The organism is Polyangium jinanense, from assembly GCF_028435365.1.
In genome coordinates this window covers 175,852-199,421 of record NZ_JAGTJJ010000004.1, presented here as the reverse complement: position 1 = coordinate 199,421, position 23,570 = coordinate 175,852, and the positions used below count along the sequence as shown (strand labels likewise).

Genomic DNA, 23,570 nt, shown 5'->3' with positions numbered 1-23,570 from the left:
TCAGTTATTCTCCGACGCACTGTGTCTTCACGCAGAGCGTTCGTCTTGAGCATAGGGCTTCTGGGGGTCGTCCTTGCAGGGCTCGTGGCGTGTGAGCGTCCCAAACCTCCGCCGCCCGATGTGGATGGCGGACATGGCGGCGAGGGGGGTTGTCCCGTACGACCCCCCGAGCCGCTCTTCGTCCTCGACATCCGCGCGGACGGCGAGCCCCTCCCGCCGGATCTTCGTATCGTCGTCGAGTGGAGCGCCGGGGACGAACCGCCGTTCGTCCTGTCCGACGCGACCACGTGGAAGACGCTCGACGACGGCGCCAATTTCGTCTGCAACCTCGATCGCGACAAGCCGCCGCCCACCGACCTTGCCTCGCTTGCATGCGAGCTCTGGACGAGTGGCCCGGTGAACGTCGTCGTCACGGCCGATGGTTTCGAGCCACACGCCGAGACGCTTCAGCCTGCGATGAGCGAGCTCTGCGGCACGCCGACGCCGATGGAGGTGGCCATCCTGCTCTCGCGTGCGAAGATGGACGCCGGCGCGATGCCCTGAAAGGAAGGCGAAGGAGCGGATGGCTTCTCGTGGCGGCGGCAGGTTGATCCCCCGCATCGTCTACGGGGTCACGGGCACGTTGTTCGGAGGCGCGGTCATTCTCGCGGGCCGGCGGCTGTATGGCGACCGCGTGATCCATCGGCGGTGGCGCGCGCTTCTGCCTCGGCCGACCGAGGGACGCTTCGATCCTCGCGAGCTCGACGACTTCCCCGAGCCTGTGGCCCGTTACTTCCGGCATGCGCTCGCCGAGGGGGCGCCTCTCGATCCGGCCGTGCGCCTCGCGATTCAGGGCGAGATGCGCCTGTCGCCGACGGACGCGTGGCGACCGATGGAGGCCGAGGCGCTCCTCGCGCCGCCGCGCGGGTTCGTCTGGAAGGCCACGGTGGGCGCCGGGCGTGGCCGCTTCGTGGGGTACGACTGGCTCGAGGGCGAGGACGCGGGCACCGAGTTTTATGCGATCGGCGCGGTCCCCGTGGCGCATGCGCGGGGGCTCGACGTGCGCCGTTCGGCGGCGGGCCGGCTTGCGCTCGAATCGATCCTCTCGCCGGCGGCGCTGCTCCCTTCGCGTGGCGTGCGCTGGGAGGTCGAGGGCCCTGACGCGATCCGCGCCACGCTCCGCATCGCGGGCGAGCCGTACACCGTGGCGATCTTGATCGACGACGCGGGCCGGGTGCGTTCGGCGAGCCTTCTGCGCTGGTCGAACCAGACCAAGGACAAGCGCTTCACGTGGATCCCGTTCGGGGTCGAGGTCGACGAGGAGTGCAGCGAGGGCGGCCTCACCATTCCTTCCCGTGTCCGCGTGGCGTACTGGCACGGCACGGATCAGCGGTTCGAGTTTTATCGTGCCGAACAGCGGATCGTCCCCCTGGGTGGATGAATATTTACCCACCCGGTCCGTTCTTGATCCATCCCCGTATGTTGCGTCTCCTGACGTCCCGGCCCGTAACGGCGAAAAATCGCGAGGATACGGTAATTTCTCGCGACCGTTCCGGATGTGCGGCGGGCGTTGACGTCTGGCACGGGACGTGCTGAAACGGAATCACGTAGGAGGACGGTCGTCATGAAGAAAGCCCTTTCGCTCGCTGCTGTTGCTATCCTTGCTTTTGCTGGCGCCGCATTTGCGGGCGACAAGTACGACCTCAAGGTTTCGCCCGCGTCTGCCAAGTCCGGCAGCAAGGCGACGGCGGTCGTGACCGTCAAGGCGAAGGGCGCGTATCACGTCAACCTCGAGTACCCGCACAAGCTCGTTCTCAAGGCGCCGGACGGCGTGACGGTCGAGAAGGCGAAGCTCGTCGCCGCCGACGCGAAGGTTTCGAAGGAAGAACTGAGCTTCACGGTGGTCGCGACGGCCGCCGCGCCGGGGAAGAAGACCATCGAGGCCGAGCTCAAGGGCGCGGTCTGCACGGACACGACGTGCGAGCCGTTCACCGAGACGGTCTCGATTCCCGTCGACGCGAAGTGAGGTTTCCGCGGTGCTCTCCGGAGCACGCGTGAAATGAAAAAGCGCCGCCCCCCTCGGGCGGCGCTTTCGTTTTCGAAGCGCGGGGAAAAACGCGGCTCAGGCCGGCGCGATGACGAGCCCCTCGCCGCTCGGGAGCGCGGGCGCCGGTTTGCCGGCCATGATGGCGCGAATCGCCTCCATGTCCGCGGCCGAGGGACGGCCCCAGCCAGGCTGATACTCGAAGACCGCGGACGCCGGGCGTGCGTGGAGCCGATCGTCGAGGATGTCCAGCTCGTCGAGGGTCACCAGCGCCGGATGCGGCACGCCGCAGGCCCGCGCGAGCTGGAGCAGCTCCTTGCGCAGGGCGGTCACGTAATTCGCGAATCGAGCCGCCTTGTCCGTCGGGTCGAGCCCACGCACGAGCCAGCGGTTTTGCGTGGCGACGCCCGTGGGGCAATGGCCCGTGTGGCACTCCTGCGCCTGGATGCAGCCGATCGAGAGCATCGCCTCGCGCGCGACGTTCACCATGTCGCAGCCGAGCGCGAACGCGAGCAGCGAGGCGTGCGGGAAGCCGAGCTTGCCCGAGCCGATGAAGACCACGTCCTCGGCGATTCCGGCCTCGGCGAAGATGCGATAAATGCGGCTCATCCCGATCTTGAAGGGCAACGCCACGTGGTCGCTGAACACGAGCGGAGCCGCGCCCGTGCCGCCCTCGCCGCCGTCGATCGTGATGAAATCGACGCCCCGATCGCCGCGGCCCATGAGCTTCGCGAGCTCGTGCCAGAATTTCTCCTGGCCGACGGCCGATTTGATCCCCACGGGCAGGCCCGACGCCTCGGCGAGTTTCTCCGCGAAATCGAGCAGCTCGTCGGCCGAGGAGAACGCCGTGTGCGCGGCGGGGCTGATGCAGGTTTCTCCGATCGGAATGCCGCGGATCTTCGCGATCTCGGATGTCACCTTCGCGCCGGGCAACACGCCGCCGAGGCCGGGCTTCGCGCCCTGGCTCAGCTTGATCTCGATCATGCGGATCTGCGCCGACGCGACCGTCTCCAGGAATCGCTCCATGCTGAAGCGTCCTTTCTCGTCGCGGCAGCCGAAATACCCCGTGCCGATTTGCCAGACGAGGTCCCCGCCGTGCCGGTGGTGCGGCGATACGCCGCCTTCGCCGGTGTTCTGCATGCAGCCCGCGATCTTCGCGCCGCGGTTGATCGCCTCCACGGCCGCGCCCGAGAGCGAGCCGTAGCTCATCGCTGACGAGTTGATCACCGAATTCGCGCGGAATGCCTTTTTCCGGTTCCGCTTGCCGCCGAGCACCTTCGCGCAGGGCACGCGGTAGCCCGGGTCGTAGCCGGGCTCGCCCGCGTGCAGCTCCGGCAGCGGGAAAGCCGCGTGCTTGACGATGAGGTAGTTCGGGCTCTGCTCGAGGTCGTTGTCCGTGCCGAACCCGAAGTAGTTGTTCTCTTTTTTCGCCGACGAGTAGATCCAGCGGCGCTGGTCGCGGCTGAAGGGGCGCTCCTCGTCGTTGTTCGTGACGATGTATTGCCGGAGCTCCGGCCCCACCGCTTCGAGCATGTAGCGGAAATGCCCGATGATCGGGAAATTACGCAGGATCGCGTGTTTCTTTTGCGTCACGTCGTAGATCGCGACGGCGACGACGAGGACGGCGAAGACGGCCAGGATGATCCACACGGGCGGGCTACCTCCGGGGCTCGGGCCAGGCTACCGCTTCTCGGGAGACGGTGTCGAGGGTGCCTTTCGCGCGAGCTCGCCCTCGATCCTCACGAGCGCCTCGTCGATCCAGCGCTCCACGGTGCGCGGGAAAGGCCACATCCAGCCATAATCCGGCCCCGTGAAGCGCCGCACGATCTCCGCCCGCAGCGCGGGGCCGCGGGCCGCGGCGAGGCCCTCGATCTCGGCGACGGCGCGCAGCGTCTCCTCGTAGGCCTCCCACTCGAGGCGGGCGCGGAACCAGGAGAGGCCCATCGGCACGGGCAGGATGCCGTAGAAGAGGACCATGATCACCCAGCCGTACCGCTCGAATTGCGCGACGTGCACGGCCTCGTGGCGGAGGATTTCGAGCGCGCGGGTGGGCTCCCAGTCGTCGAAATCGTCGGGCACGTAGATCGTGTGGCCGAGCGTGGTCACGTAATGGGTGAGGTACTTGTTCTGCCCGCCGAATGTCACGGCCCAGAGCGCCGTGCCGGCGGCCCGCTGGTGCCAGTATTCGGATTTTTTGACGACCCGGATCGGGCGGGACTGCCGGGCGAATCGTTCGAGCAGGCGCGCGAGCTCGTCGCGCGCTCTTCGATCGGCGATGTGCGTCGGCTTCACGCGCCCCCTTTCGGCAGCTTCACGTCGAGCTTGCCGAGACGCGCGAGCAGCGCTCCCCGGTCGTCCATCGCCGTGCCGAGCAGCGCCCGCGCGGCCTCCTCGTCGAGCGCCGGGACGGTCTTCGCCGCGAAGCGTGATTCTTCCGCGGCCGGGATCTTGAAAATCAGGTGGTAGACGCCGCTATTCGAAACCGCGAGCACGCAGGGTTTTTCCTGCACGTCGAGCAAGCGGAGGATCGCCGCGGCCAGAAATCCCGCGGCCGCGCGGGCGAACGCGCCGCCGCGGTAGGAGAGCGAGACGTGATGCTCGTGGCCGTCCTTCTCGTCTGCCTTCGCGACCGTGTACGCGACGGCGATATCGGCGGACGTGACGAACGCATTGCCCTCGGCGAACGGATCCGCGGGCGGCCCTTTCCCCACGCCCGCGAGCGCGGCCTGCTTCGCGCGGCCGAGCCCGCGCGAGAGCTCCATCAGGTGGTCCGGGGAGAACAGCCGATCGTAGCGCGGCCGCTTCTGCGCGAGCCGGTAGATCAGGAACACCACGAGCCCGATGAGCAACCATTTCAGCATCGGGACTTGCGCCTCCGCGCCCATGCGCCGAGACAAACCATCGCGGCCGCGGCGAGTGGCAGCGCGGGGGAATCGCTCGCAGCGTCGAGGTCAACCGAGCAGATGCCGCCGCGGCGGCGGCCCGGGGCGCTCACGCCGGAGGTCGTCTTCGTCATGCACGTGCCCACAATTTCCTGCGTCGTGCCCGGGGTGAGGCAGCCTTTGTCCTCGTTCACGTGGCTCACGGCCTCGCGAAAGCTGCGCCCCGATCCCGGCGTGCGGATGACGCCCGGTGCGACGCACGCGCGCACCTCGACGCACTCCTGTCCCGGCCCGCAGGGGTTTCGGTCGCGGGCGTTGCACACCTCCATCAAGCAGCAAGGCCGACCGCCGGCGCAGACGCCGCCTTCCGACCCGGTGACGGGGCAGTGGTCGGGCGCGCAGCCCGTCCCGGCGTGCCCCGTGATGCCATGCGTGCCGGAGGGACAGGAGGTCGGCGCGGGCGGGAGGGCGTCCGCGAGCGCGCGCGAGGGCAGGGCGAGCGCTGCGACGAGCGCGAGGAGAGCCGCCGATCGCACCTTCGTTCGTTCCATCGCGAGGCATCGTGCGGGTCCTCGAAGAATTCGTCAACGCGCGCGGAGGCCTCGTACGTCGAAGCGGCCATGGCTGCATCGCCTCGCGCCTCGCTCCTCCTTCGCATGGCCACGGTGACGCTCTCCCTCGGCGTCCTCGGTGTCCTCGTCACGCAAGCCTCGCTCTCGACGGGCTGCTCTCGCAGCGAGCCCCCGGCGGCCTCGGCCGTCCCCGAGCCCCGCGCCGCGGTCCCGCCGCCCGCGCCCTCCGCCGCGCCTGCCGCGTCCGCCGTCGCGCCGGAGTTCACGGGCTCGCTCGACGTGGGCGACGAGATGTTCGGCACGACGAAATCGGGGAAGATGTTCCGGCCCAGTTCCCAGGCCTCCGCGGCCCTGAAGGGTGAGTCAGGCATTCTTCAAAACGTGCCGCCTTCGAACAACGCGGCCCCCTCGAAGGCCCATGCCCCGCGCTGAGCTCTTGCAAGCGCTCGACGCGCTCTGGGCCGCGCTCGCGAGCCTCGCGGTGCTCGTGGTGATGTTCGTCCCGCTGGAACGGGTTTTTCCGGCCAGACACCAGCGGATCTTCCGTCCTGCCGTGGGGCTCGACCTCTGCTTCTTTTTCGGGCAATACCTCGTCTGGAACGCCCTCGCGATTTTCATCGCGCGCACGGCCTCCACCTGGATCGGCGGCTACCTCCCCGAAGGCCTCCGAGGGTTTTTCGTGGCGCAACCCTTCTGGCTCCAGGCCGTCCTCGTTGTCCTGCTCGGCGACGTCTGCGTCTACTGGTACCACCGCGCTTGCCACGGTTTCGATTTTCTCTGGCGCTTCCACGCCGTGCATCACACGAGCGAGCACCTCGACTGGGTCGCGGCGCATCGCGAGCACCCGGTCGACGGCGTCCTCACGCAGCTCGCGACGAACTTGCCGGCGCTCTTGCTCGGCTTCTCGCCGCGGGCGCTCGCGGGGTTCATCGTCTTCCGGGGCGCGTGGGCCATCTTCATCCATTCCAACGTGCGCCTGCCCCTCGGCCCGCTGAAATGGCTCCTCGGCGCGCCCGAGCTCCACCACTGGCACCACGCGCGCCTCGAACGCACATCGCACAACTTCGCGAACGTCGCGCCGCTGCTCGACGTGATCTTCGGGACGCACCATTGCCCCAAAGACGAAGAGACGTACGATCTCGGCGTCCTGTTCGCCGCGCCGAAAAGTTACCTCGGGCTGCTCCTCGCGCCGTTCTTGCCGGCTACCGCGTCGGTTTCCGCAGAAACATCGTCTGCGTCGCGTACGCCGTGAGTTTTCCGTCGGCGCCCCACACCTCCGCCTCCGCCGTCGCATAACCTGCACGCGCTCGCCGCGCCCACACGCTCACGAGTTGCCATTCGCTCGCCGTGGGGTCGAGGAAATGCACCGTGAGATCGAGGCTCGGCGCGTGGAAATGCGGGCCCTCCGGGCCGAGCTTCTGGCGCAGGGCCGGCGGCATGAGGTCCGCGATCGGCGGGATCGCGAACGGATCGAGCGTGCCGTCCGCGAGGCGTTGCGGGATCTTGTAACGCATCCACCGCCCATAACGAGCCGCGCCCGCGGGCCAGTCCGGCTTCCACCAGACGCGCCCGAGCGCCAGGCGCGAGTCGAAATTGTCGAGGAATGGATAATGGTTCCGTCCCGCGACCGAGCGGCGCGGCTCCACGATGGGCGGCGCATCTTCGGGATCCGGCACGCGCGGCATCGCCGTGTCGATGAGCTCGAATCCCGGCCGCTCGCGCGCGAACGTCGCGCTCACTTCGAGGTCCGTGCCCGGGGACGCCTGCGCGCGGAGCGCGGCGCGCGCCTGCACGGCCGCATTGCCGCGCCGGAGGATCTCGACGCGGACGTCGAGCGGACCGGCCGGGACGGGATTGCAAAAAAGCGTCGTCGCCGAGACCGGGCGAAAGGTCGCATCGGCGATCGTGTGTTCGATCGCGCGGAGCGCCACGGTCATCAGCACGCCGCCCGAAGGCAGGTTCCAGCTCCAGGCGTCGGGCAGATTCGTCGTGTAATGGCCGGGCGAGCCGGGGACGGGCGTGACGGCGGTGTCGAGGGCGAGATCGGAGGGCATCGGGGGGTCAGCTCGAAGCGGAGGTATAATGGCCGATCGCGCGTGTCCAGACGAACCGCGCGATCACGGCGAGCATCGCCGCGCCGCAGATCGAGGCCACGGCGGTCTGCGTGGCGAGCGAGCCAAGCAGCGCTTCGGCCGGATAGGTCGTCATCACGCCGAGCGGGATGATGAACGTGAAGACGATCTTCCACACCCCCTGGAACACGGACACGGGCCAGCGAGCGAAATCGAAGAGCGAGTCGAAGAGATAAGCGAGGTTGTCGACACGAACCACCCAGAAGGCCGCGGCGATGACGAGGATCCAGATCGAATAAAGGACCACCGTGGCCGCGGCGAGCATCGCGAGGGCCGTGAGGACGCCGCCCGGGGTCGGGGCGCGGCCGAGGCGCACGAAAGCGAAGGTGACGAGCGAGAGCCCGGCGATCGCGTCGAACATGCGGAAGACTTCGAACTTCGTGGTCGAGACGAGGAACTGCGCGTCGGCGGGCTTGAGCAGCACGAAATCGAGCGTGCCCTCGCGGATCTGCTGCACGACCGAGAGGAGCGAGGGGTTCACCGCGCCGTCGAGCACGCCCCGGAGCAGCGTGAAAAAGCCCACGACGACGAGCGCGTTCTCGTACGTCCAGCCCCCGACGGGCGGCCGGTCGTGGAACGCCACGTGGAACGGCACCAGGCCCGCGGCCGTCCAGAGCAGGGCGAGGGCCCCGCTGACCACGAAATCCCAGCGATACTGCATCGCGAGGGTCACGGACTTGCGGAGCTGGAGGCCGAGCAGGGAGAGATACCGCATCTCGCGTTCGCGCGGAGGGTAGCACGCCGCGGAGAGAACGTGGTTATACTCGCGCCCGCCCGTGCCCCCGCGCCTCGAAACCCCGAACGACACGCGTGCCCGCGCGATCAGCCCTTACCGCGCGGCTCCGCTCAGGTTCGGCCCGCCCCTCGCGACGTATCGCCCGAGCAAGCTGCGTCGCGCATCCTCGTTGTTCGTCGGCGCGTCCACGGGCCTCGCCGCGCTCGCTTCGTTGCTCTCGTCGCTCGCGGGCGGCTCCGATCCCGGCCTCTGGGTCGTCGCGTTCCTCACCGTGGGCATGTTCGGCACCGTCGCGGCCGTTTCGCTGCGTATCTTCCTGCGCGACACGCGCGCGCGTGTGACGGTGCACGAGGAGGGGCTCGTGGTCACCACGCATACGGGGAGACGCACGTTCCTCTGGGAGGACGTGACCGGGGTCTGGGCGCGATTCTACGAGCCCGTACGTTCGCCCGAGTTCATCGTGCGCCTCGGCTCGCGCGACGGCGTCGTGATCCGGCTCCCGGCGGAGATCGAGAACGCGCGGGACCTGGCCACGCGGGTGCAAAACGAGACGGCCGTGCGGGTGCTCGCCGATACGCTCGCCGCGCTCGACGAGGGAGAACGGCTCTGGTTTGGCCCGCTCAGGGTCGACGCGTCCGGCATTCATTACGGGAATCGCAACGCGCGGGAGTACGACGTCGACGCCATGCAGCTCTCGTTTCGCTGGCTCGAAGTGCGGCTCACCTCGGGCAAGCGGATCTTGCTCCCGACCGAGGACGTGCAGAACGTGGGCACCCTGCTCGCCGTGGCAGCGCGGTTCGGTGTCGGCCGATTGGCGGGAGGACCGGCCTAGCAGGCTGCCGATAAACTTGCTGTGCGCACTGCATCGTTGGTCGTCGTCCTCGGAATACGCTTGTATTCGATCGCAAGGCTGGCCCGTGCGAGACGGACCCTGCTCCTCGCCGCGCACACGTGTTCCCTTCCGGCACGTGCGCCGGCTCCCGACGGGGCCTGAAGGAGGCAAGAGCAGTGGAGGGGGCCGCGTGATGCCGTGGTCGCATCGCTCAAAAGCGGTTTGCTCGCCGTGCTCCTTTCTTTGACAATCTGCTTGTGATGTGTATTACGTGTTGCGGGCCGCGATGACGTCGGGGGACCGTCCGGCGCGGTCCTACAAGGGGGTTCCATGAAGCTTCGCGCTCACCTTGCGTCGGTGGCGATTCTCGTTCTTGGCACGGGCGCAGCATATGCATGGATCGATAGGCTCCAGGCGTATCCGTTCGAGTTCGATCCCGCGAACACGTTCCTCGTCCAGGCGGAATGGCTCGCCGGTATTGGTTGCCCCACGAACGCAAGTATCTCGCACGACGGCAGCATCACGACGGGGTCGTTCTCCGATCCGGCTTGCGAGACGGGAGACCCGAGAGATCGTCGCAATGAGGGGCTGCTGCTCGTCAAGACGGGACCGACCGCCAATTTCGCGGCCGCGAGCGTGGAGATCAAGGGCGCGAGAGGGGAGATCGTGACGGAGGTCGGCTACGACATCTGGAAGCCGGATTCGCTGGGCGAGCCGGCCGGATCCCACTGTAGCAATGGGGCGCCGCGGTTCGACATCACCCCTTTCGGGGGCGGCGCGGCCACGTCCATCGGCTGCAGCTCGCCGCCCCCGGTCGTCGAGGCTTCTGGCGATGGCTGGCTCAGGCTCAGGTGGATGATCCCCGCGATAAAAGTCGAGACACTCTCGATTGTCTTCGACGAGGGGCAAGACACCGGTCCTGACAACTTCGGCCTCGTCGTGCTGGACAACATCGACGTGAATGACACGCTGGTCGGCGCAGGCCCCGTCTCGGGTACGGAGCTTCCTCCGGGCGATGTCGAGCCCATCTGGAAGGAGGTGTGGTAGGCGCCTGCAAGTCGTGCTCGGTCATTTCAATGCCAGGCCGTCACGGCGCATTCGGCCCCTGGATCACGGGTCCAGCCATGGCGACGCTCGTCCCGCGCATCACCCACGCGGCCATGCGAGGCGGGTTTTGGGCCTGCCATACCAAATCCACCGTTCCGTCGCCATTCAAGTCCCCGATGGTCGCGATGCTCCAACCATCGTCTTCCGGCCCCGCGACGAGCGGTCCCTGTCCGAGAAGCGACGTCCCGCCCATCCGCCAAACCGTGAACAGGCTTGGCTGGTCCTTGGTCCAGAGAAGATCGGCCATCCCATCGAAATTGACGTCGCCCGCGCTCCTGACCAAGCTCCAACCGCTGCCGAGGAGCCCCGATACCGAAGGCCCCCGTGCGAGGAGCGTCGTGCCGTTCATCAGCCAAATCGCCATCCGCTGGTTCGTCACATCGATCCAGACGATGTCATCCAGGCGGTCGCCATTGAAATCCGCCGTCATGGACACGCTCCATTCGTCTCCGATCGGCCCGTGCAGCGCCGGTCCCCGCGCGAGCACGGTCGCGCCGTTCATGAGCCACACGGAAAACAGGTTCGTCTTCGCTTGGTGGAAGACCACGTCGGCCCGGCCGTCGAAGTTGAAGTCGGACACGCTCGCGAGTGTCCAGTCGTCCCCGGCGGGCCCCAGAATTTCGGGACCGGGTGCGAGCACGGATGCTCCGTTCATGAGCCATATGGCGAATCGATTTCTATTCGTATTGATCCAGAGCACGTCCGCCATGCCGTCTTGATTGAAATCCCCCGCGGCCTTCACCGACCATCCATCACCCGGCGGTCCGGCGATGACCGGCCCGGGCGCTCGCGGCACCGTGCCCTCCATCAACCAGACGGAGAAGAGGTTGTCGTGCGTGTCGTTCCAAAGCACGTCTGCCATCCCGTCGAAATTGAAATCGGCCGCCATGACGATCTTCCACCCGTCATCGCCGCCGTCTGGGGTCACCTCGCCGAACGCCATCATCGCGCCCAGGACTATCATCGATGCCGCCGACGATTTCATGACTCCTCCTTCACGAGCGCTCGTCTCCGCGCCGTCTCCTACGGAAGGAAGCCCATGGAAGCGGCGAAACGAGTGCGCCGCGCACGCGTGAGACGCGCCTTCGCGCTCGCTGCGTAGTGCAATTTCGAGCATCACGCCAGGTCTCCCGTCACGGGGTGACGGGCCTTAGGTGTCGCATGTGGAACGCTTGTCCTCGCGTTCTACGGAGCGCATACGATGCCGGCATTCAACATAATGCGAAATTCGATTCCAATGGTGATGGCGTTCCACGCTTTCGGATGTGTGGGCGGCCCATCGGCGGACCTGGATGAGGCCGAAGGCGATGGAGAGGTCGCCGAGGCCAAAGGCGAGGTTTGCCGCGGTCGGATCCTCATCGAGGACGTCACCTTCCTTCCGGATACGGTTCATTGGGAGGATCCCGCGCACCTGATCAGCGCGTCGGAAGGAGTGGGGCCCCGAACCCTCTCCCTGTCCTTCGCGTCGAGCGTCTCGGCGGAGGTATCGGTGACGACCACCAAGACGCCAGCGGACTCGGAGATCTCCAAGGCGGTCGGGTTCAACGTGAGCCAGGAGTTCACGCTCGAGGCGAACTCTACCATCCTCGTCCCGGCTTTCGGGTATGCCCGGCTGGAGGCGTATCCCCTCTATCAGCCGATTGTGTGGAACATGGTATGCGGACGCCACGGAATTACCTACGGCTCCGGCATCGTGTACAAGCCGATCGGGGTGTATTTCGCGACGTCGAGCGTCGAGTGCCTCCCCGGCGTCCCCGTCTGTTCGCTCGACGCGGGGGCCGGCGGCGCGGGCGGCGCGGGCGGAAGCGGCGGAGCCGGCGGCGCGGGCGGAAGCGGTGGGGCCGGCGGCGCGGGCGGAAGCGGCGGGGCCGGCGGCGCGGGCGGAAGCGGCGGAGCCGGCGGCGCGGGCGGAAGCGGCGGGGCCGGCGGCGCGGGCGGAAGCGGCGGAGCCGGTGGCGCGGGCGGAAGCGGCGGGGCCGGCGGCGCGGGCGGAAGCGGCGGGGCCAGTGGCGGGCAGCAAAGCAGCGGGGCCGGCGGCGCGGGCGGAAGTGGTGCGCCATGAAGACCCCACCACCCTCGACCATCACGACGTCGAGACGTCGAGACGATGGAGGCCGCCTGCTTCCACTGCGCATCGGTCAGGTCGTGTCACGCGTCGGCGTCCGTGTTCACGGGCTCGAGGGCGCTCGCGGCGTTTCTCAGCCTAGCGACGCTTGTTTCCGCGTTCCCGCACCCAATCCATGATCCGGATCAGGAAGAGCCCCGCGAGCACGGCCCCGTAGATGGCCGGCTCGGTGACGTCCTTCTTCACCCGCATCACGAAATGGATGACGCCGAGGATCGCGACCACGTACGCGAGCCGGTGCAATCGTTTCCAGCGGGCAAACCCCATCCGCTTGAGGGCTTTGGCCGTCGACGTCGCGGCCAGCGGAAGGAGCAGGACGAAGCCGGCGAACCCGACGAGGATGAACGGTCGTTTCGTGATGTCTTCGGCGATCGCGCGCAGGGCGAGCGATTTGTCCACGAGCGCGTACACCAGGAAATGCGCGCAGACGTAAAAGAAGCCGAGCAGGCCGAGCGATTTGCGGATGCGGATCGGCCATTTCCAGCCCGTCACGATCTGGAGCGGCGTCGCGGCGAGCGAGAGGACGAGGAGGACCAGCGCGAGCAGCCCGAGCTGGTTCATCGCCTCGGCGATCGGGTTCGCCCCGAGGTCGCCTTTCGCCGCGCGCGCCGCGAGCACGACGGCCGGAACGAGGCCTCCCGTGACGATCGCGGGGACGAGCCAGCCGAGCTTGCCCGCGCCCGCGCGAGGCGCCGCGGGTTTGTCCGGGGTGGTGATTGTGCTCGTCGCCATCAGTAATGCATCCGGAGGTCCATGCCCGCGTAGAGGTGCGCGACCTCGTCGGCGTAGCCGTTGAACGGGAGCGTCGGGCGTTTTTCGACGTCCCCGATGCGCCGCTCCATCGCCTGGCTCCAGCGTGGGTGCGCGACGACTGGGTTCACGTTCGCGTAAAACCCGTATTCACGCGGGGCCGCCATGTTCCACGACGTCTGCGGCTCCTTCTCGACGAGCGCGATCCGCACGATCGACTTGATCCCTTTGAACCCATACTTCCACGGCACGACGAGCCGCAGCGGGGCGCCGTTTTGCCCGGGGAGCGATTTTCCGTAGAGCCCGGCCGCGAGGATCGTGAGCGGGTGCATGGCCTCGTCGAGGCGTAATCCCTCGCGGTAGGGCCATTCGAGCACGTCCGTGAGCTGGAACGGGAGCTGCTCCGGATCCATCAGCGTATTGAATGCCACGTATTTCGCCCGCGACGTCGGTTCGAGCCGTTCGAGGAGTTTTCCCAGGGGAAAGCCGAGCCACGGGATCACCATCGACCACGTCTCCACGCAGCGCATGCGGTAGACGCGCTCCTCCAGGGGAAACCATTTCAAGAGCGTGTCGAGGTCGACGCGCTGCGGCTTTTTGATCTCGCCCTCGAAGACGACGGTCCAGGGCCGTGGCTTCAGGGTTTTCGCGTTGCGCGCCGGATCTTCCTTGTCGAGGCCGAGCTCGTAATAATTGTTGTACGTCGTCACGTCCTCGTACGGCGTGCGAGGCTCGTCCGTCGTGAAGGGATTCCGCGCGGCGGCCGAGCTCGACGGCGCGGCGGGCGTGGGCGGCGGCACGACGAGGTCCGCGGGCAAGGGCTCGGCCGTGATGGTCGCGCGGCGGCCGCGGCCCGTGAGCGCGACGAGGCCCGCGCCCATCGCAGCGGCCGTCCCCACGAACAGGCCCGCGCTCTTCAGGATCTCGCGGCGGCGCAGGTACCGCGCTTCGGGCGTGATCTCGGAGCTCGGGGGCGGCGGAGGCAGCCTGCGCATGCGGCGATTGTAAGCGATCCGCGTTGCGACGTCGCGCGTGACGTACGATGATCGCCACATGAAGGTCTTGGTCTTCGGGGCTTCGGGGCCCACGGGTCGCGAGGTCGTCGCGCAGGCGCTCGACGCGGGGTACGAGGTGCGGGCGTTCGCGCGCAGGCCCGCGGCCGTCGGCGCCTGGTCGCCGCGGCTCGAGCTCGTGCAAGGAGACGTGCTCGAGTGGGGCCAGGTGGGGCCCGCGATGCGCGGCGTGGACGCGGTGATCTCGGCGCTCGGGACAGGAAGGGACTTCGGCGAGACGAACCTCTATTCGGACGGGTTCGCGGCCATCCTGTGGGCGATGGCCGAGGCCCGCGTGCGCAGGTTCGTGTGCGTGACGTCGGCCGGGACGATCGAGGACCCGAACGAGCCGCTCTGGTACCGGACCGTGGGCCGATGGATGGCGCGGCACGTGTATGCCGATCAACGAAGGGCAGAGGAGCGGCTGCACGCGAGTGACTCGGACTGGACCATCGTGCGCCCGCCGCGCCTCCTCGACGGACCGAAAAGGGGTGATTACAAGATCGTGAAGGACGGGCCCGCCGGCAAGTCGTACGAGGTGAGTCGCGCGGACCTGGCCGAGTTCATGGTGGCCGAGATGATGGCGATGAAGTACGTCCAGGCCGCCGTGGGAATCGGGTATTAGGATGAGCTCCAGAAGCGATATCGTGCTCGAAACGCGGCCCCTTGGTTTTCCCTGGGAGACGGCCGATCCATTCCTCTTCTGCGTGCACCACGACGACGCGTACCCCGCGGGCAACGAGCACATGGGGCCGGCGGCGTCGCTCGCGGGGCGCAACATCGGCCAGGACTTTGCCGGCAAGGATGGCTGGCGCATGTACCACGGCCAGGTCGTGCCCGGCTTCCCGCAGCACCCGCACCGGGGCTTCGAGACGGTGACGATCGTGCGGCGCGGGCTCATCGACCACGCGGATTCACTCGGCGCCGCGGCGCGTTTCGGCGCGGGCGACGTGCAATGGCTCACGGCGGGCGAGGGGATCAGCCATTCCGAGATGTTCCCGCTGCTCGACCGGACGAACCCGAACCCGGTGGAGATGTTTCAGATCTGGCTGAATCTGCCGGCGGAGGACAAGCTCGTGCCGCCGCATTTCTCGATGCTGTGGAGTGATACGATCCCGCGGTGCGTGTTCCTCGACGAGGCAGGGCGATCGACGGAGGTGACGGTCGTCGCGGGGTCGCTCGACGGGAAACGCGCGCCGTCGCCGCCGCCGCGCTCGTGGGCGTCGCGGCCGGATACGGACGTGGCGATCTGGAGCATTCGAATGGCCCCAGGCGCCACGTGGACGCTGCCGAAGGCGGCACACCCGCAATCGGTGCGGACATTGTATTTCTTCAAGGGCGCGTCGTTGCGCATCGGGGAGCATGCGCTTTCGGGGCATGCGGCGGCGCGGGTCCGGAGTGACGTGGACGTGCGGCTCGAGGCCGGTGACGCCGAGACGGAGATCCTGCTTTTGCAGGGGCGTCCTATCGGGCAGCCGGTGGTGCAGTACGGTCCGTTCGTGATGAACAGCCGCGAGCAGATCCAGCGCGCGATGATGGATTACCAGCGGACGCGGTTCGGCGGGTGGCCGTGGTCGAGCGACGATCCGGTGCATGGGCACGAGGGGCGGTTCGCGCGGCATGCGGATGGACGGGTGGAGCGGGGCGGCGCCTGACGGATCCTCCACGTTCGGCCGATCTTCCAGGCGTGATCCCACGCGCTCTTGACGTGGTGTCGGTTCGACACTAAGGTTCGTGTACATCCTACACGGACCCGATCATGAGCGTGACCTACAAGCATCCGCGCCCGGCGCTCGCGGTGGATTGCGTCGTTTTTGGCCTCGACGAGGAGGATCTCAAGGTCCTGCTCATCCGGCGCGGCGTCGAGCCGTTCGCCGGGCGCTGGGCGTTGCCCGGCGGGTTCGTGCGCCTCGAGGAGACGCTCGACGAGGCCGCGCGGCGTGAGCTCCGCGAGGAGGCCGGCATCGAAAAGGTGTATCTCGAACAGCTTTATACGTTCGGGGCCGTCGACCGGGATCCACGCGAGCGCGTCGTTTCCGTCACCTATTACGCGCTCGTGAAGCTCTCCGAGCATGCGGTTCGCGCGGCCACGGATGCGCGCGAGGCTGCGTGGTTTACCATCGACGACCTGCCGCGGCTCGCGTTCGATCACGAGGCGATCGTCGACAAGGCGATCACGCGGCTGCGCGGCAAGGTGCGATATGCGCCGATCGGGTTCGAGCTTTTGCCGAAGAAATTCACGCTCACGCAGCTCCAGCGCGTGTACGAAAAAGTTCTCGGTCATGAGCTCGACAAGCGGAACTTCCGCAAGAAGGTGGCCGCGACGGGGCTTTTGATCGAGCTCGACGAGGTCGAGCAGGACGTCGCGCATCGGGCGGCGCGGCTCTACACGTTCGACGAGAAGGCATATCGCAAGCTCGAAAAAGAGGGCTTCTTGTTCGAGATTTGAGGCGAGGAGGATGTCATGCGCGAGGACGGGCGATTCGAGGTGGCCGCCGGCAGCGTGACGGGGCGATCGCACGTCCTCGCCGGGAAGCCGAATCAGGATGCATTCGCGTTTCGGTCGGGCGAATGCGGGATCGTCGGCGTGGTTTGTGACGGGTGCGGGAGCGGCGCGCATAGCGAGATCGGCGCGGCGATGGGGGCGCGGGTCGTCGCTTCGCAGGTGCTCCGCGAGATGGAGGCGGGCGCGTCGATCGTCGAGGAGGCGACGTTCGAGCGCGTGCGGGAGCGGCTGCTCGTTTCGCTTGCCTCGGTCGCACAGGACATGGGCGTTGGGCATGCACGCGGAGTGGCCGAGTTTTTTCTGTTCACCGTGCTCGGGGTGGCGATCTCGGCCGAGCGGGCCGTCGTGTTCGGCGTCGGGGACGGGATGTTTGTCGTGGGGGACGAGGTCGTGCGGCTCGGGCCGTTTCCCGGCAATGCGCCGCCGTACCTTGGGTATGGGCTTTCGGGGGCAGGGCCGCAGTTCTCGATTCACCGCGTGCTGCCCGCATCGGCGATCACCTCGGTGCTCGTCGGCACGGACGGCATGGCCGATTACGACGCGCTCGCAGGAGCAGTGATCCCTGGGGCGCGCGGGGAGCGTGTGCCGCCGCTGCGGACGTTCTGGTCGGAGGATCGGTATTTCCGCAATGTCGATGCGGTGCGCCGGTCGCTTTCGCTCGTCAATCGTGAGGTGACGCGGCCGATCTGGGACGAGCGGCGGATCCACAAGGAGCCAGGGCTGCTCGAAGACGATACGACGCTGCTCGTCGTGCGTCGCAAAAAGATCAGCGCAGCCGCGTAGGAGAAGTTTTCCGATGAAGTGGCCGTTCGGGCTCGCCGCGAGGCGAGGACGGGAGACGTGTGCCATGGATGTGTACATCGACGACAAACGCATTCGCGTGAGCCCGCAGGCCTCGATCGGCAAGGGCGGTGAGGCGGACGTCTTCGACCTCGGCGGCGGCTTTGCGCTGAAGCTGTGGAAGGGGCCGGAGCATCCGGACGTGGCCGGCATTTCGGTCGAGGCGCGTGCGGCGGAGGACAGGCTCGCGCTCGTGCAGGAGAAGATGCCGCATTTTCCGGCGGGATTGCCGGCGCGGGTCGCCTCGCCGATCGCGCTCGCGAAGGATCGAAAGGGGCGCACGATCCTCGGGTACACGATGCGCTTGATTGCAGGCGCCGAGCCGCTCATGAGCCTCGGCGAGCCGGCGCGGCGCAGGGCGCTCGGGGGAGAGGCGGCGGCGCGGGTCCTCCGGGATCTTCGGGCGACCGTGGCGGCCCTTCATCACGCGGGCGCGGTGATCGGCGATTTCAACGATCTGAACGTGCTCGTGCGGGACGGCGAGGCGCACCTCGTGGACGCCGACAGTTTTCAGTTCGGCCGGTTTCCGTGCCCCGTGTACACCGAGCGGTTCGTCGATCCGCTGCTTTGCGACGCGAGCGAGCCACGTCCGCGGCCCGTACGGCCGTTCTCCGCGGAATCGGACTGGTATGCGTTCGCCGTGATGGTGATGGGCACGCTGCTCTGCGTGGGGCCCTATGGAGGCGTGTATCGGCCACGGGATCCGGCGAAACGTGTGCCCGAGGCGGCGAGGCCCTTGCGGCGGATCACGGTGTTCGATCCCGAGGTGCGGTATCCGAAGCCGGCGATTCCGTACCAGGTTTTACCGGACGACCTCTTGCACTTGTTCTCGTCGATCTTCGAGCGTGACGCGCGGGCGCCGTTTCCGCTCGCGCTCCTCGAGAATCTGCGTTTCACGGCGTGCGTGTCGTGCGGGGCCGAGCATGCGCGGGTGCGTTGTCCGGTCTGCGATCACGGCGCTCCACGCGAAGTGGTGGTCGTGCGGGGGCACGTGAAGGCGTCCCGCAGAGCCGCCACGTCGGGCACGATTGTCGCGGCTTCGCTCGTGGGCGACGCGCCGGCGTACGTGGTGCACGAGGAGGGGGTTTACAAGCGGGAGGACGGGGCGGTGCTTTCGCGGGGGCCACTCGACGGAGCGCTGAGGTTCTGGATCCAGGGGAAAACCACGTTCATCGGGCGGCGCGGGCGGGTCGTGGCCTTCGAGGCGGGGCAGGCGGAGCAGGCGATTCTGGTGGATGTTCTCGGGCAGGAACCTGCTTTCGTGGTGAATGATCGATATCGATGGTTCGTCCAGGGAGGGCGCCTGTTCCGGCGCGCCGCGCGGCCTTCCGGGTCGCCTCTCGCAGGGCTCGCGGAAGGCGCGGCGGAGCCCTGGGGCGAGGTGCTCGCCGGGCAGACGCGGATCTGGGTCGGTGAGCGGCTCGGCTTCGGGTTTTACCGGGCAGGCGCGGTTTCGGTCGCGTTCACGTGGGATACGGAGCGACGCGGGATTCGCGATACGGTGAAGCTGCCCTGGCCGAGCGGGCAGATCGTGGCCGCGGACGCCGCGATCGACAACGACCGGGTTTGGTTTTTCGTGACGTACGTGCGTGCCGGTCGAACGATGAACCGGTGCGCCGTGGTGGCCGAGGATGGCGCGCTGCTCGGCGTGGCCGAGGCCGAGGCGGGCGACGGGTCGTGGCTCGGGTCGATCGCAGGGAAAAAGGCGATCGGAGGCGCGTTGCTCGCGGCCACGGACAGCGGGCTCGTGCGGGTCGAGCTCGGCCCGGGTGGTCCGGCCGAGGCGCGGCGGTTTCTGGATACCGAACCGTTCGTGCAGGAAGGCGCGCGGATTCTCGCCGGAGCCGCGGGGCTCTGGGTCGTGGGGGCGCGTGAGATCACGACGCTCGCCATGGGTTGATTCGTTGAAAGGAACGAGAGGGACATCATGAACCACAAGGAACTTCCGTTGCCGGTATTTTACGATCACAGGAGCGCCGAGAAATGGGGCCATCGTCCCAAGGAGGAGCTGCTTTTCGTGGCCGCCGAGGACTGGCGCAAGGCGCTCGAGATCCGGCCGGCCGGCGCGGACAAGACGAACGTGCACCTCCTGCTCATCGACGTGCAGAAGGATTTTTGCCATCCCGAGGGCGCGCTCTTCGTGGCCGGAAAGAGCGGGCGGGGTGCGATCGACGATAGCCGACGGATCGCCGAGTTCATCTACAAGAACCTCGACGTGCTCACGGCGATCACGACGACGATGGATACGCATTTCTCGCACCAGATCTTCTTCCCGTCGTTCTGGGTGGACCGCGAGGGCAAACCGCTTTCGGCGCACCGCGTGATCACGACGCGCGACATCGACGCGGGCGAGGTGCGGCCGAACCCGGCCATGGCGAAATGGCTCTGCGGCGGGAACTACACGTGGCTCGTGAAGCAGGTGCGGCATTATTGCGAGGAGCTGGAGAAGGCTGGGAAGTACACGCTTTATCTGTGGCCGCCGCACTGCCTGCTCGGGAGCGATGGGCACGCGCTCGTGGGGGCGATTCACGAGGCGCGGCTGTTCCACTCGTACGTGCGCGGGGCGCAGTCGTGGGTGGAGGTGAAGGGGGGCAATCCGCTGACGGAGAACTATTCGGTGCTGTCGCCGGAGGTGCTCACGCGCTTCGACGGGCAGCCGCTCGGGCAGAAGAACACGCTGTTTTTGAAGACGTTGCTCGCGGCGGACGCGGTGATCATCGCCGGGCAGGCGGCGAGCCATTGCGTGAAGAGCTCGATCGACGACATCCTGGGCGAGATCGCCTCGGTCGATGCGGCGCTGGCGAGGAAGATTTACCTGCTCACGGATTGCATGTCGGCCGTGACGGTGCCGGACGGCAAGGGCGGGTTCGCGGCGGATTTCACGCCCGAGGCCGACAAGGCGCTCGCGAAGTTCGCGGCGGCCGGGATGAAGCTCGTGAAGAGCACGGACGCGATCGGGAGCTTTTTGAAATAGGAGAGGAGGACGTCATGACGAACGGGAATGGGAAAGGGAACGAGATCCGGCGGTTGTTCGAGGCGGCGGAGGAGGAAGGGACGTTGTCGCCGGAGGCGCTCGCGGCGCTCGCGGCAATCGATATCGGAGCGCAGATCCAGGCCGGGCTCGGCGTGGGCGTGGACGACGTGCAGGCGTCCGAGGCCGTGTTCGTGACGATCATGCCAGATGATTCGGGGTCGATCCGTTTTTCCGGGAACGCCGATGCCGTGCGGGAAGGGCACAACACGGTGGTCGAGGCGCTCGCGTCGTCGAAGCAGAAGGATTCGATCCTGGCGCATACGCGGTACCTGAACGGGTTCGTGTTGTATCCGTACCGGCCCGTCGCACTCGCCGAGCGGATGACGCCGAAGAACTACGATCCCGCGCTGGGGACGCCGCTCTACGATCAGACGGTGGTGCTACTCGGGACCGTGATCGCGAAGGCGCAGGAGTTCGCGCAAAGCGGCGTGCCCGTGCGGAGCGTGACGCTGATCCTGACGGACGGAGCCGACGAGGGGTCGTGCAAAGCCAAGGCGAGCGACGTGCGGGCGCTCGTGCGGGACATGCTGGCGAGCGAGCAGCACATCGTGGCGGCGATGGGGATCGATGATGGGCATACGCCGTTCCGGGACGTCTTCCGGGCCATGGGAATCGAGGACCGGTGGATCCTGACGCCGCGGAGCGACGTGGGGGAGATCCGGCGGGCGTTCCGGATGTTCTCGCAATCGGCGATGCGCGCGAGCCAGCACGCAGGGTTTTCGCGGGCGGCGGCGGGCGGGTTTCTCGGGTAACGAGGGGCTTGCCAGGAGGGGCCGGGCCGTGCTGGCATGCGCCACGCGCGCGGGCGAAAGGACAAACCATGCACGGCACATTCGTTTGGAACGAGCTGACGACGAAGGACGTGGAAGCCGCGAAGGCGTTTTACGCCGAGACGCTGGGCTGGACGTTCGAAGAGTTCGCCATCCCGGACGGCAAATACTGGGTCGCGAAGTCGGGGGATCAGATCGTGGCAGGGCTCGGTGGGATGGAGGCAGGCGCCATTCCCGAGGCCACGGAATCGTACTGGTTCTCGCTCATCGGGGTGGACGACGTGGACGCGTGTGTCGCGAAGGCCGTGGCCCGCGGCGCCACCGTGGTGCGGCCCCCGATGGACGTGCCGAACGTCGGGCGCGTCGCCATCGTTCGAGATCCGACGGGCGCGGCCGTCGGATGGATGAAAGGCGCCTGAACGCTACCCGCCGAATGCCCCGAACCGCCGCACGCCCGCGCGGAAGACGAGGATGGCGGTGGCGGCCGCGGCCGCGGCATACGTATATTGCACGGCGAGGCCGCGGAGCGCGCTCTTCGTGTCCATGAGGCCAATCACGACCTCGACGGGAAATCCGAGCGTGTAGCGGAACGGTAATGCTTCCGCGACCCCGCGCACCCAGCCGGGGAAGAGCTCGAGCGGAACGACGTAGCCCGAAAGCAACATGAACGTGATGAGCCAGAGCTCGAAGACGCTCGTGGAGCTCTCCAGGAAAAACGCGAGCGAGCCAATGATGGCCATCGTGAAGAAATTGATGAGCCACGCGCCGAGGAGGGAGGCGAAAAAGATCGCGAGCAGGGGGCCGCTTCGGGTGAGGTCGGCATAGACCACGGCCACGACGACGACCGGGAGGCATAACGCGGCCCGGAGTGGCAAGGCGGCGAGGTTCTCCGCGCTGTAGATCCAGAGCGGGTGGATCGGCTTCAAGAGGCGCTGCGAGAGCGTGCCCTGGCGGATCTCCTGGTTCATCTCCCAGACGAGCCAGGAGCCCGTGACCTGGCGGACGACGAGCGCGGCCAGGAAATACCCCACGAATTCGCCAGGACCATAACGACCGACGGGCGCTTCCCGCGCGACGGCGGTCCAGATCGAGAGGCTGACGAGCGGCATCGTGGTCGTCAGCATCCAGATCACGAGCTCGGCGCGATAGGCGAGCGCCGCCGAGAAGCCCACCCGGAGGAGCGTCGGATAGGCCCGGAGCGCGTTCATGGGGTGGCCTCGCTCGGCTCCTCGGCGGGGCGCGCGAAGAGATCCCGCATGACCTCTTCGAGCGGCGGATCCTCGATCGTGAGGTCACTCGTGGGCGCGCTCGCGACGAGGTGGCCCACGGCCTCGCGCACCTCCGATTGCGGGACACGCAACACGGCCCGCGTGCCTTCGAGCTCGACGATCGTCCCGACCCGCTCGAGCGCCGCGCGATCCGGCGGCGTCGCGAAGACGAGGACGATTCGTTTGTCCGGGCGGATCGTCTTCACGAGGGTGGCGAGGTCGCCGTCGTAGCGGAGTTTGCCCCGGTCGATGACGATGACGCGCGGGCAAAGCGAGGCAACGTCGTCCATGTAATGGGACGTGAGCAGGACGGTGGCCCCGCGCTTCTCGTTGTACTTGCGGATGAATTCACGCACGACGAGCTGCATGGAGACGTCGAGGCCAATCGTGGGCTCGTCGAGGAAGAGGATGCCGGGGCGATGCAGGAGCGCCGCCGCGAGCTCGCATTTCATGCGCTCGCCGAGCGAGAGCTGGCGCGTGGGCTTTTTCGTGAGCGCGCCGATGTCGAGCAGGGTTTCGAGCTCGCGCAGGGTCTCGGCGAAGGCCTGGTCGGGGACGCCGTAAATGGCGCGGTTCAGGTCGAACGTCTCGGCCGGCGGCAAGTCCCAGAGGAGCTGCTGCTTCTGGCCCATGACGAGCGTGATCGCCCGCAAAAAGCTGGCCTCGCGTTGCCGCGGGACGTGGCCCGAGACGCGCACCTCGCCGCTCGTCGGGTGCAAGAGGCCCGACAGGATCTTCAAAGTGGTCGTTTTTCCGGCGCCATTCGGGCCAAGGAAGCCGACACGTTCGCCGGGTTCGATCGTGAAGGAGAGGTCTTCGACCGCGCGGACTTCCTTGTACGTTCGGCGGAAAACGCTGCGCAGCGCAGCCGCGAGTCCTGCCGGGCGTTCGTGGACCCGATAGACCTTCGTGAGTGCGCGGACCGCGACGGCGGCTTCCAT

Annotated in this window: 27 protein-coding genes; 16 read left to right on the top strand and 11 right to left on the bottom strand. The window is 67.6% G+C overall.

Features of this window, described 5'->3' with window-relative positions; translation table 11 throughout:
• The first annotated feature begins 45 nt into the window (after positions 1-45).
• From KEG57_RS12155 to KEG57_RS12145, 3 genes are all read left to right on the top strand, one after another.
• Positions 46-543: a hypothetical protein gene (locus KEG57_RS12155; protein ID WP_272458479.1), complete on the top strand. Its 498-nt coding sequence runs from the start codon at positions 46-48 to the stop codon at positions 541-543.
• Between the two features lie 19 nt (positions 544-562).
• Positions 563-1,420 carry a DUF6544 family protein gene (locus KEG57_RS12150; protein WP_272419951.1) on the top strand — a complete coding sequence of 286 codons (858 nt, stop codon included), beginning with the start codon at positions 563-565 and terminating at the stop codon, positions 1,418-1,420.
• A gap of 183 nt (positions 1,421-1,603) precedes the next feature.
• A complete protein-coding gene (locus KEG57_RS12145) occupies positions 1,604-2,005 on the top strand; it encodes a hypothetical protein (RefSeq protein WP_272419952.1) in 402 nt (133 codons plus the stop codon).
• Between the two features lie 96 nt (positions 2,006-2,101).
• Here KEG57_RS12145 and KEG57_RS12140 read toward each other — a convergent pair whose 3' ends face one another.
• Genes KEG57_RS12140 through KEG57_RS12125 form a run of 4 tightly spaced genes read right to left on the bottom strand, consistent with a single transcriptional unit; the run spans position 2,102 to position 5,456 of the window.
• Positions 2,102-3,673, bottom strand: coding sequence for an FMN-binding glutamate synthase family protein (locus tag KEG57_RS12140; protein WP_272419953.1), 1,572 nt, complete (start codon positions 3,671-3,673; stop codon positions 2,102-2,104).
• 30 nt (positions 3,674-3,703) lie between these two features.
• The gene (locus KEG57_RS12135; protein WP_272419954.1) at positions 3,704-4,315 is read right to left on the bottom strand and encodes a hypothetical protein; all 612 of its coding nucleotides are present in this window, start codon (positions 4,313-4,315) and stop codon (positions 3,704-3,706) included.
• On the bottom strand, positions 4,312-4,884 hold the full coding sequence (locus KEG57_RS12130) for a hypothetical protein (protein WP_272419955.1): 573 nt from the start codon (positions 4,882-4,884) through the stop codon (positions 4,312-4,314). Before KEG57_RS12130 ends, KEG57_RS12135 begins: the two co-directional genes overlap by 4 nt.
• The gene (locus KEG57_RS12125) at positions 4,878-5,456 is read right to left on the bottom strand and encodes a hypothetical protein (RefSeq protein WP_272419956.1); all 579 of its coding nucleotides are present in this window, start codon (positions 5,454-5,456) and stop codon (positions 4,878-4,880) included. The genes KEG57_RS12130 and KEG57_RS12125 overlap by 7 nt, the downstream gene beginning before the upstream one ends.
• Positions 5,457-5,525: 69 nt before the next feature.
• Between KEG57_RS12125 and KEG57_RS12120 the strand changes: the two genes are divergently transcribed.
• On the top strand, positions 5,526-5,909 hold the full coding sequence (locus KEG57_RS12120) for a hypothetical protein (protein WP_272419957.1): 384 nt from the start codon (positions 5,526-5,528) through the stop codon (positions 5,907-5,909).
• Positions 5,896-6,729, top strand: a complete 834-nt coding sequence (locus KEG57_RS12115) for a sterol desaturase family protein (protein WP_272419958.1) — start codon at positions 5,896-5,898, stop codon at positions 6,727-6,729. Before KEG57_RS12120 ends, KEG57_RS12115 begins: the two co-directional genes overlap by 14 nt.
• On the opposite strand, the gene KEG57_RS12110 is transcribed toward KEG57_RS12115, so the two are convergent.
• Both KEG57_RS12110 and KEG57_RS12105 read right to left on the bottom strand, forming a co-directional pair.
• Positions 6,680-7,531 carry an acyl-CoA thioesterase gene (locus tag KEG57_RS12110; protein ID WP_272419959.1) on the bottom strand — a complete coding sequence of 284 codons (852 nt, stop codon included), beginning with the start codon at positions 7,529-7,531 and terminating at the stop codon, positions 6,680-6,682. The genes KEG57_RS12115 and KEG57_RS12110 overlap by 50 nt on opposite strands.
• A 7-nt stretch (positions 7,532-7,538) precedes the next feature.
• Positions 7,539-8,324, bottom strand: coding sequence for an ABC transporter permease (locus tag KEG57_RS12105; protein ID WP_272419960.1), 786 nt, complete (start codon positions 8,322-8,324; stop codon positions 7,539-7,541).
• Between the two features lie 61 nt (positions 8,325-8,385).
• Between KEG57_RS12105 and KEG57_RS12100 the strand changes: the two genes are divergently transcribed.
• Complete coding sequence (locus KEG57_RS12100) at positions 8,386-9,177, top strand: DUF6585 family protein (RefSeq protein WP_272419961.1); 792 nt, start codon at positions 8,386-8,388, stop codon at positions 9,175-9,177.
• A gap of 330 nt (positions 9,178-9,507) precedes the next feature.
• The gene (locus KEG57_RS12095; protein ID WP_272419962.1) at positions 9,508-10,224 is read left to right on the top strand and encodes a hypothetical protein; all 717 of its coding nucleotides are present in this window, start codon (positions 9,508-9,510) and stop codon (positions 10,222-10,224) included.
• A 40-nt stretch (positions 10,225-10,264) separates the two neighbouring features.
• Here the strand turns inward: KEG57_RS12095 and KEG57_RS12090 are convergent, their stop codons facing one another.
• Positions 10,265-11,269, bottom strand: a complete 1,005-nt coding sequence (locus KEG57_RS12090) for an FG-GAP repeat domain-containing protein (RefSeq protein ID WP_272419963.1) — start codon at positions 11,267-11,269, stop codon at positions 10,265-10,267.
• Between the two features lie 258 nt (positions 11,270-11,527).
• Here KEG57_RS12090 and KEG57_RS12085 point away from each other — a divergent pair, with 258 nt between their 5' ends.
• Entirely contained in the window at positions 11,528-12,346 is an 819-nt protein-coding gene (locus KEG57_RS12085; protein WP_272419964.1) for a hypothetical protein, read from the top strand.
• Positions 12,347-12,487: 141 nt separating this feature from the next.
• Here the strand turns inward: KEG57_RS12085 and msrQ are convergent, their stop codons facing one another.
• Both msrQ and msrP read right to left on the bottom strand, forming a co-directional pair.
• Positions 12,488-13,141, bottom strand: coding sequence for a protein-methionine-sulfoxide reductase heme-binding subunit MsrQ (gene msrQ / locus KEG57_RS12080; RefSeq protein WP_272419965.1), 654 nt, complete (start codon positions 13,139-13,141; stop codon positions 12,488-12,490).
• Entirely contained in the window at positions 13,141-14,154 is a 1,014-nt protein-coding gene (gene msrP / locus KEG57_RS12075; protein WP_272419966.1) for a protein-methionine-sulfoxide reductase catalytic subunit MsrP, read from the bottom strand. Before msrP ends, msrQ begins: the two co-directional genes overlap by 1 nt.
• A 58-nt stretch (positions 14,155-14,212) precedes the next feature.
• On the opposite strand from msrP, the gene KEG57_RS12070 reads away from it, so the two are divergent.
• The 8 genes from KEG57_RS12070 (at position 14,213) to KEG57_RS12035 (ending at position 21,780) form a co-directional block, all read left to right on the top strand.
• Complete coding sequence (locus KEG57_RS12070; RefSeq protein WP_272419967.1) at positions 14,213-14,836, top strand: NAD(P)-dependent oxidoreductase; 624 nt, start codon at positions 14,213-14,215, stop codon at positions 14,834-14,836.
• 1 nt (position 14,837) lies between these two features.
• Entirely contained in the window at positions 14,838-15,866 is a 1,029-nt protein-coding gene (locus KEG57_RS12065; RefSeq protein WP_272419968.1) for a pirin family protein, read from the top strand.
• 104 nt (positions 15,867-15,970) lie between these two features.
• Entirely contained in the window at positions 15,971-16,660 is a 690-nt protein-coding gene (locus tag KEG57_RS12060; protein ID WP_272419969.1) for an NUDIX hydrolase, read from the top strand.
• A 15-nt stretch (positions 16,661-16,675) separates the two neighbouring features.
• The gene (locus KEG57_RS12055; RefSeq protein ID WP_272419970.1) at positions 16,676-17,500 is read left to right on the top strand and encodes a protein phosphatase 2C domain-containing protein; all 825 of its coding nucleotides are present in this window, start codon (positions 16,676-16,678) and stop codon (positions 17,498-17,500) included.
• 13 nt (positions 17,501-17,513) lie between these two features.
• The gene (locus tag KEG57_RS12050) at positions 17,514-19,457 is read left to right on the top strand and encodes a hypothetical protein (RefSeq protein WP_272419971.1); all 1,944 of its coding nucleotides are present in this window, start codon (positions 17,514-17,516) and stop codon (positions 19,455-19,457) included.
• A 27-nt stretch (positions 19,458-19,484) separates the two neighbouring features.
• A complete protein-coding gene (locus KEG57_RS12045) occupies positions 19,485-20,531 on the top strand; it encodes a cysteine hydrolase family protein (protein WP_272419972.1) in 1,047 nt (348 codons plus the stop codon).
• A 14-nt stretch (positions 20,532-20,545) separates the two neighbouring features.
• Positions 20,546-21,343 carry a hypothetical protein gene (locus KEG57_RS12040; RefSeq protein WP_272419973.1) on the top strand — a complete coding sequence of 266 codons (798 nt, stop codon included), beginning with the start codon at positions 20,546-20,548 and terminating at the stop codon, positions 21,341-21,343.
• Between the two features lie 68 nt (positions 21,344-21,411).
• Positions 21,412-21,780: a VOC family protein gene (locus KEG57_RS12035; protein ID WP_272419974.1), complete on the top strand. Its 369-nt coding sequence runs from the start codon at positions 21,412-21,414 to the stop codon at positions 21,778-21,780.
• Between the two features lie 3 nt (positions 21,781-21,783).
• Here the strand turns inward: KEG57_RS12035 and KEG57_RS12030 are convergent, their stop codons facing one another.
• Together KEG57_RS12030 and KEG57_RS12025 are read right to left on the bottom strand one after the other, a co-directional pair.
• The gene (locus KEG57_RS12030) at positions 21,784-22,569 is read right to left on the bottom strand and encodes an ABC transporter permease (RefSeq protein WP_272419975.1); all 786 of its coding nucleotides are present in this window, start codon (positions 22,567-22,569) and stop codon (positions 21,784-21,786) included.
• Positions 22,566-23,570: an ABC transporter ATP-binding protein gene (locus tag KEG57_RS12025; RefSeq protein WP_272419976.1), complete on the bottom strand. Its 1,005-nt coding sequence runs from the start codon at positions 23,568-23,570 to the stop codon at positions 22,566-22,568. Before KEG57_RS12025 ends, KEG57_RS12030 begins: the two co-directional genes overlap by 4 nt.

Bases quoted from the DNA above. Each gene is read 5' to 3' on its own strand.
- KEG57_RS12150 (WP_272419951.1), top strand. From the start codon at position 563: ATGGCTTCTCGTGGCGGCGGCAGGTTGATCCCCCGCATCGTCTACGGG.
- KEG57_RS12145 (WP_272419952.1), top strand. From the start codon at position 1,604: ATGAAGAAAGCCCTTTCGCTCGCTGCTGTTGCTATCCTTGCTTTTGCT.
- KEG57_RS12130 (WP_272419955.1), bottom strand. From the start codon at position 4,884: ATGCTGAAATGGTTGCTCATCGGGCTCGTGGTGTTCCTGATCTACCGG.
- KEG57_RS12125 (WP_272419956.1), bottom strand. From the start codon at position 5,456: ATGGAACGAACGAAGGTGCGATCGGCGGCTCTCCTCGCGCTCGTCGCA.
- KEG57_RS12120 (WP_272419957.1), top strand. From the start codon at position 5,526: ATGGCTGCATCGCCTCGCGCCTCGCTCCTCCTTCGCATGGCCACGGTG.
- KEG57_RS12115 (WP_272419958.1), top strand. From the start codon at position 5,896: ATGCCCCGCGCTGAGCTCTTGCAAGCGCTCGACGCGCTCTGGGCCGCG.
- KEG57_RS12110 (WP_272419959.1), bottom strand. From the start codon at position 7,531: ATGCCCTCCGATCTCGCCCTCGACACCGCCGTCACGCCCGTCCCCGGC.
- KEG57_RS12105 (WP_272419960.1), bottom strand. From the start codon at position 8,324: ATGCGGTATCTCTCCCTGCTCGGCCTCCAGCTCCGCAAGTCCGTGACC.
- KEG57_RS12095 (WP_272419962.1), top strand. From the start codon at position 9,508: ATGAAGCTTCGCGCTCACCTTGCGTCGGTGGCGATTCTCGTTCTTGGC.
- KEG57_RS12090 (WP_272419963.1), bottom strand. From the start codon at position 11,269: ATGAAATCGTCGGCGGCATCGATGATAGTCCTGGGCGCGATGATGGCG.
- KEG57_RS12085 (WP_272419964.1), top strand. From the start codon at position 11,528: ATGGCGTTCCACGCTTTCGGATGTGTGGGCGGCCCATCGGCGGACCTG.
- msrQ (WP_272419965.1), bottom strand. From the start codon at position 13,141: ATGGCGACGAGCACAATCACCACCCCGGACAAACCCGCGGCGCCTCGC.
- msrP (WP_272419966.1), bottom strand. From the start codon at position 14,154: ATGCGCAGGCTGCCTCCGCCGCCCCCGAGCTCCGAGATCACGCCCGAA.
- KEG57_RS12070 (WP_272419967.1), top strand. From the start codon at position 14,213: ATGAAGGTCTTGGTCTTCGGGGCTTCGGGGCCCACGGGTCGCGAGGTC.
- KEG57_RS12065 (WP_272419968.1), top strand. From the start codon at position 14,838: ATGAGCTCCAGAAGCGATATCGTGCTCGAAACGCGGCCCCTTGGTTTT.
- KEG57_RS12060 (WP_272419969.1), top strand. From the start codon at position 15,971: ATGAGCGTGACCTACAAGCATCCGCGCCCGGCGCTCGCGGTGGATTGC.
- KEG57_RS12055 (WP_272419970.1), top strand. From the start codon at position 16,676: ATGCGCGAGGACGGGCGATTCGAGGTGGCCGCCGGCAGCGTGACGGGG.
- KEG57_RS12050 (WP_272419971.1), top strand. From the start codon at position 17,514: ATGAAGTGGCCGTTCGGGCTCGCCGCGAGGCGAGGACGGGAGACGTGT.
- KEG57_RS12045 (WP_272419972.1), top strand. From the start codon at position 19,485: ATGAACCACAAGGAACTTCCGTTGCCGGTATTTTACGATCACAGGAGC.
- KEG57_RS12040 (WP_272419973.1), top strand. From the start codon at position 20,546: ATGACGAACGGGAATGGGAAAGGGAACGAGATCCGGCGGTTGTTCGAG.
- KEG57_RS12035 (WP_272419974.1), top strand. From the start codon at position 21,412: ATGCACGGCACATTCGTTTGGAACGAGCTGACGACGAAGGACGTGGAA.
- KEG57_RS12030 (WP_272419975.1), bottom strand. From the start codon at position 22,569: ATGAACGCGCTCCGGGCCTATCCGACGCTCCTCCGGGTGGGCTTCTCG.
- KEG57_RS12025 (WP_272419976.1), bottom strand. From the start codon at position 23,570: ATGGAAGCCGCCGTCGCGGTCCGCGCACTCACGAAGGTCTATCGGGTC.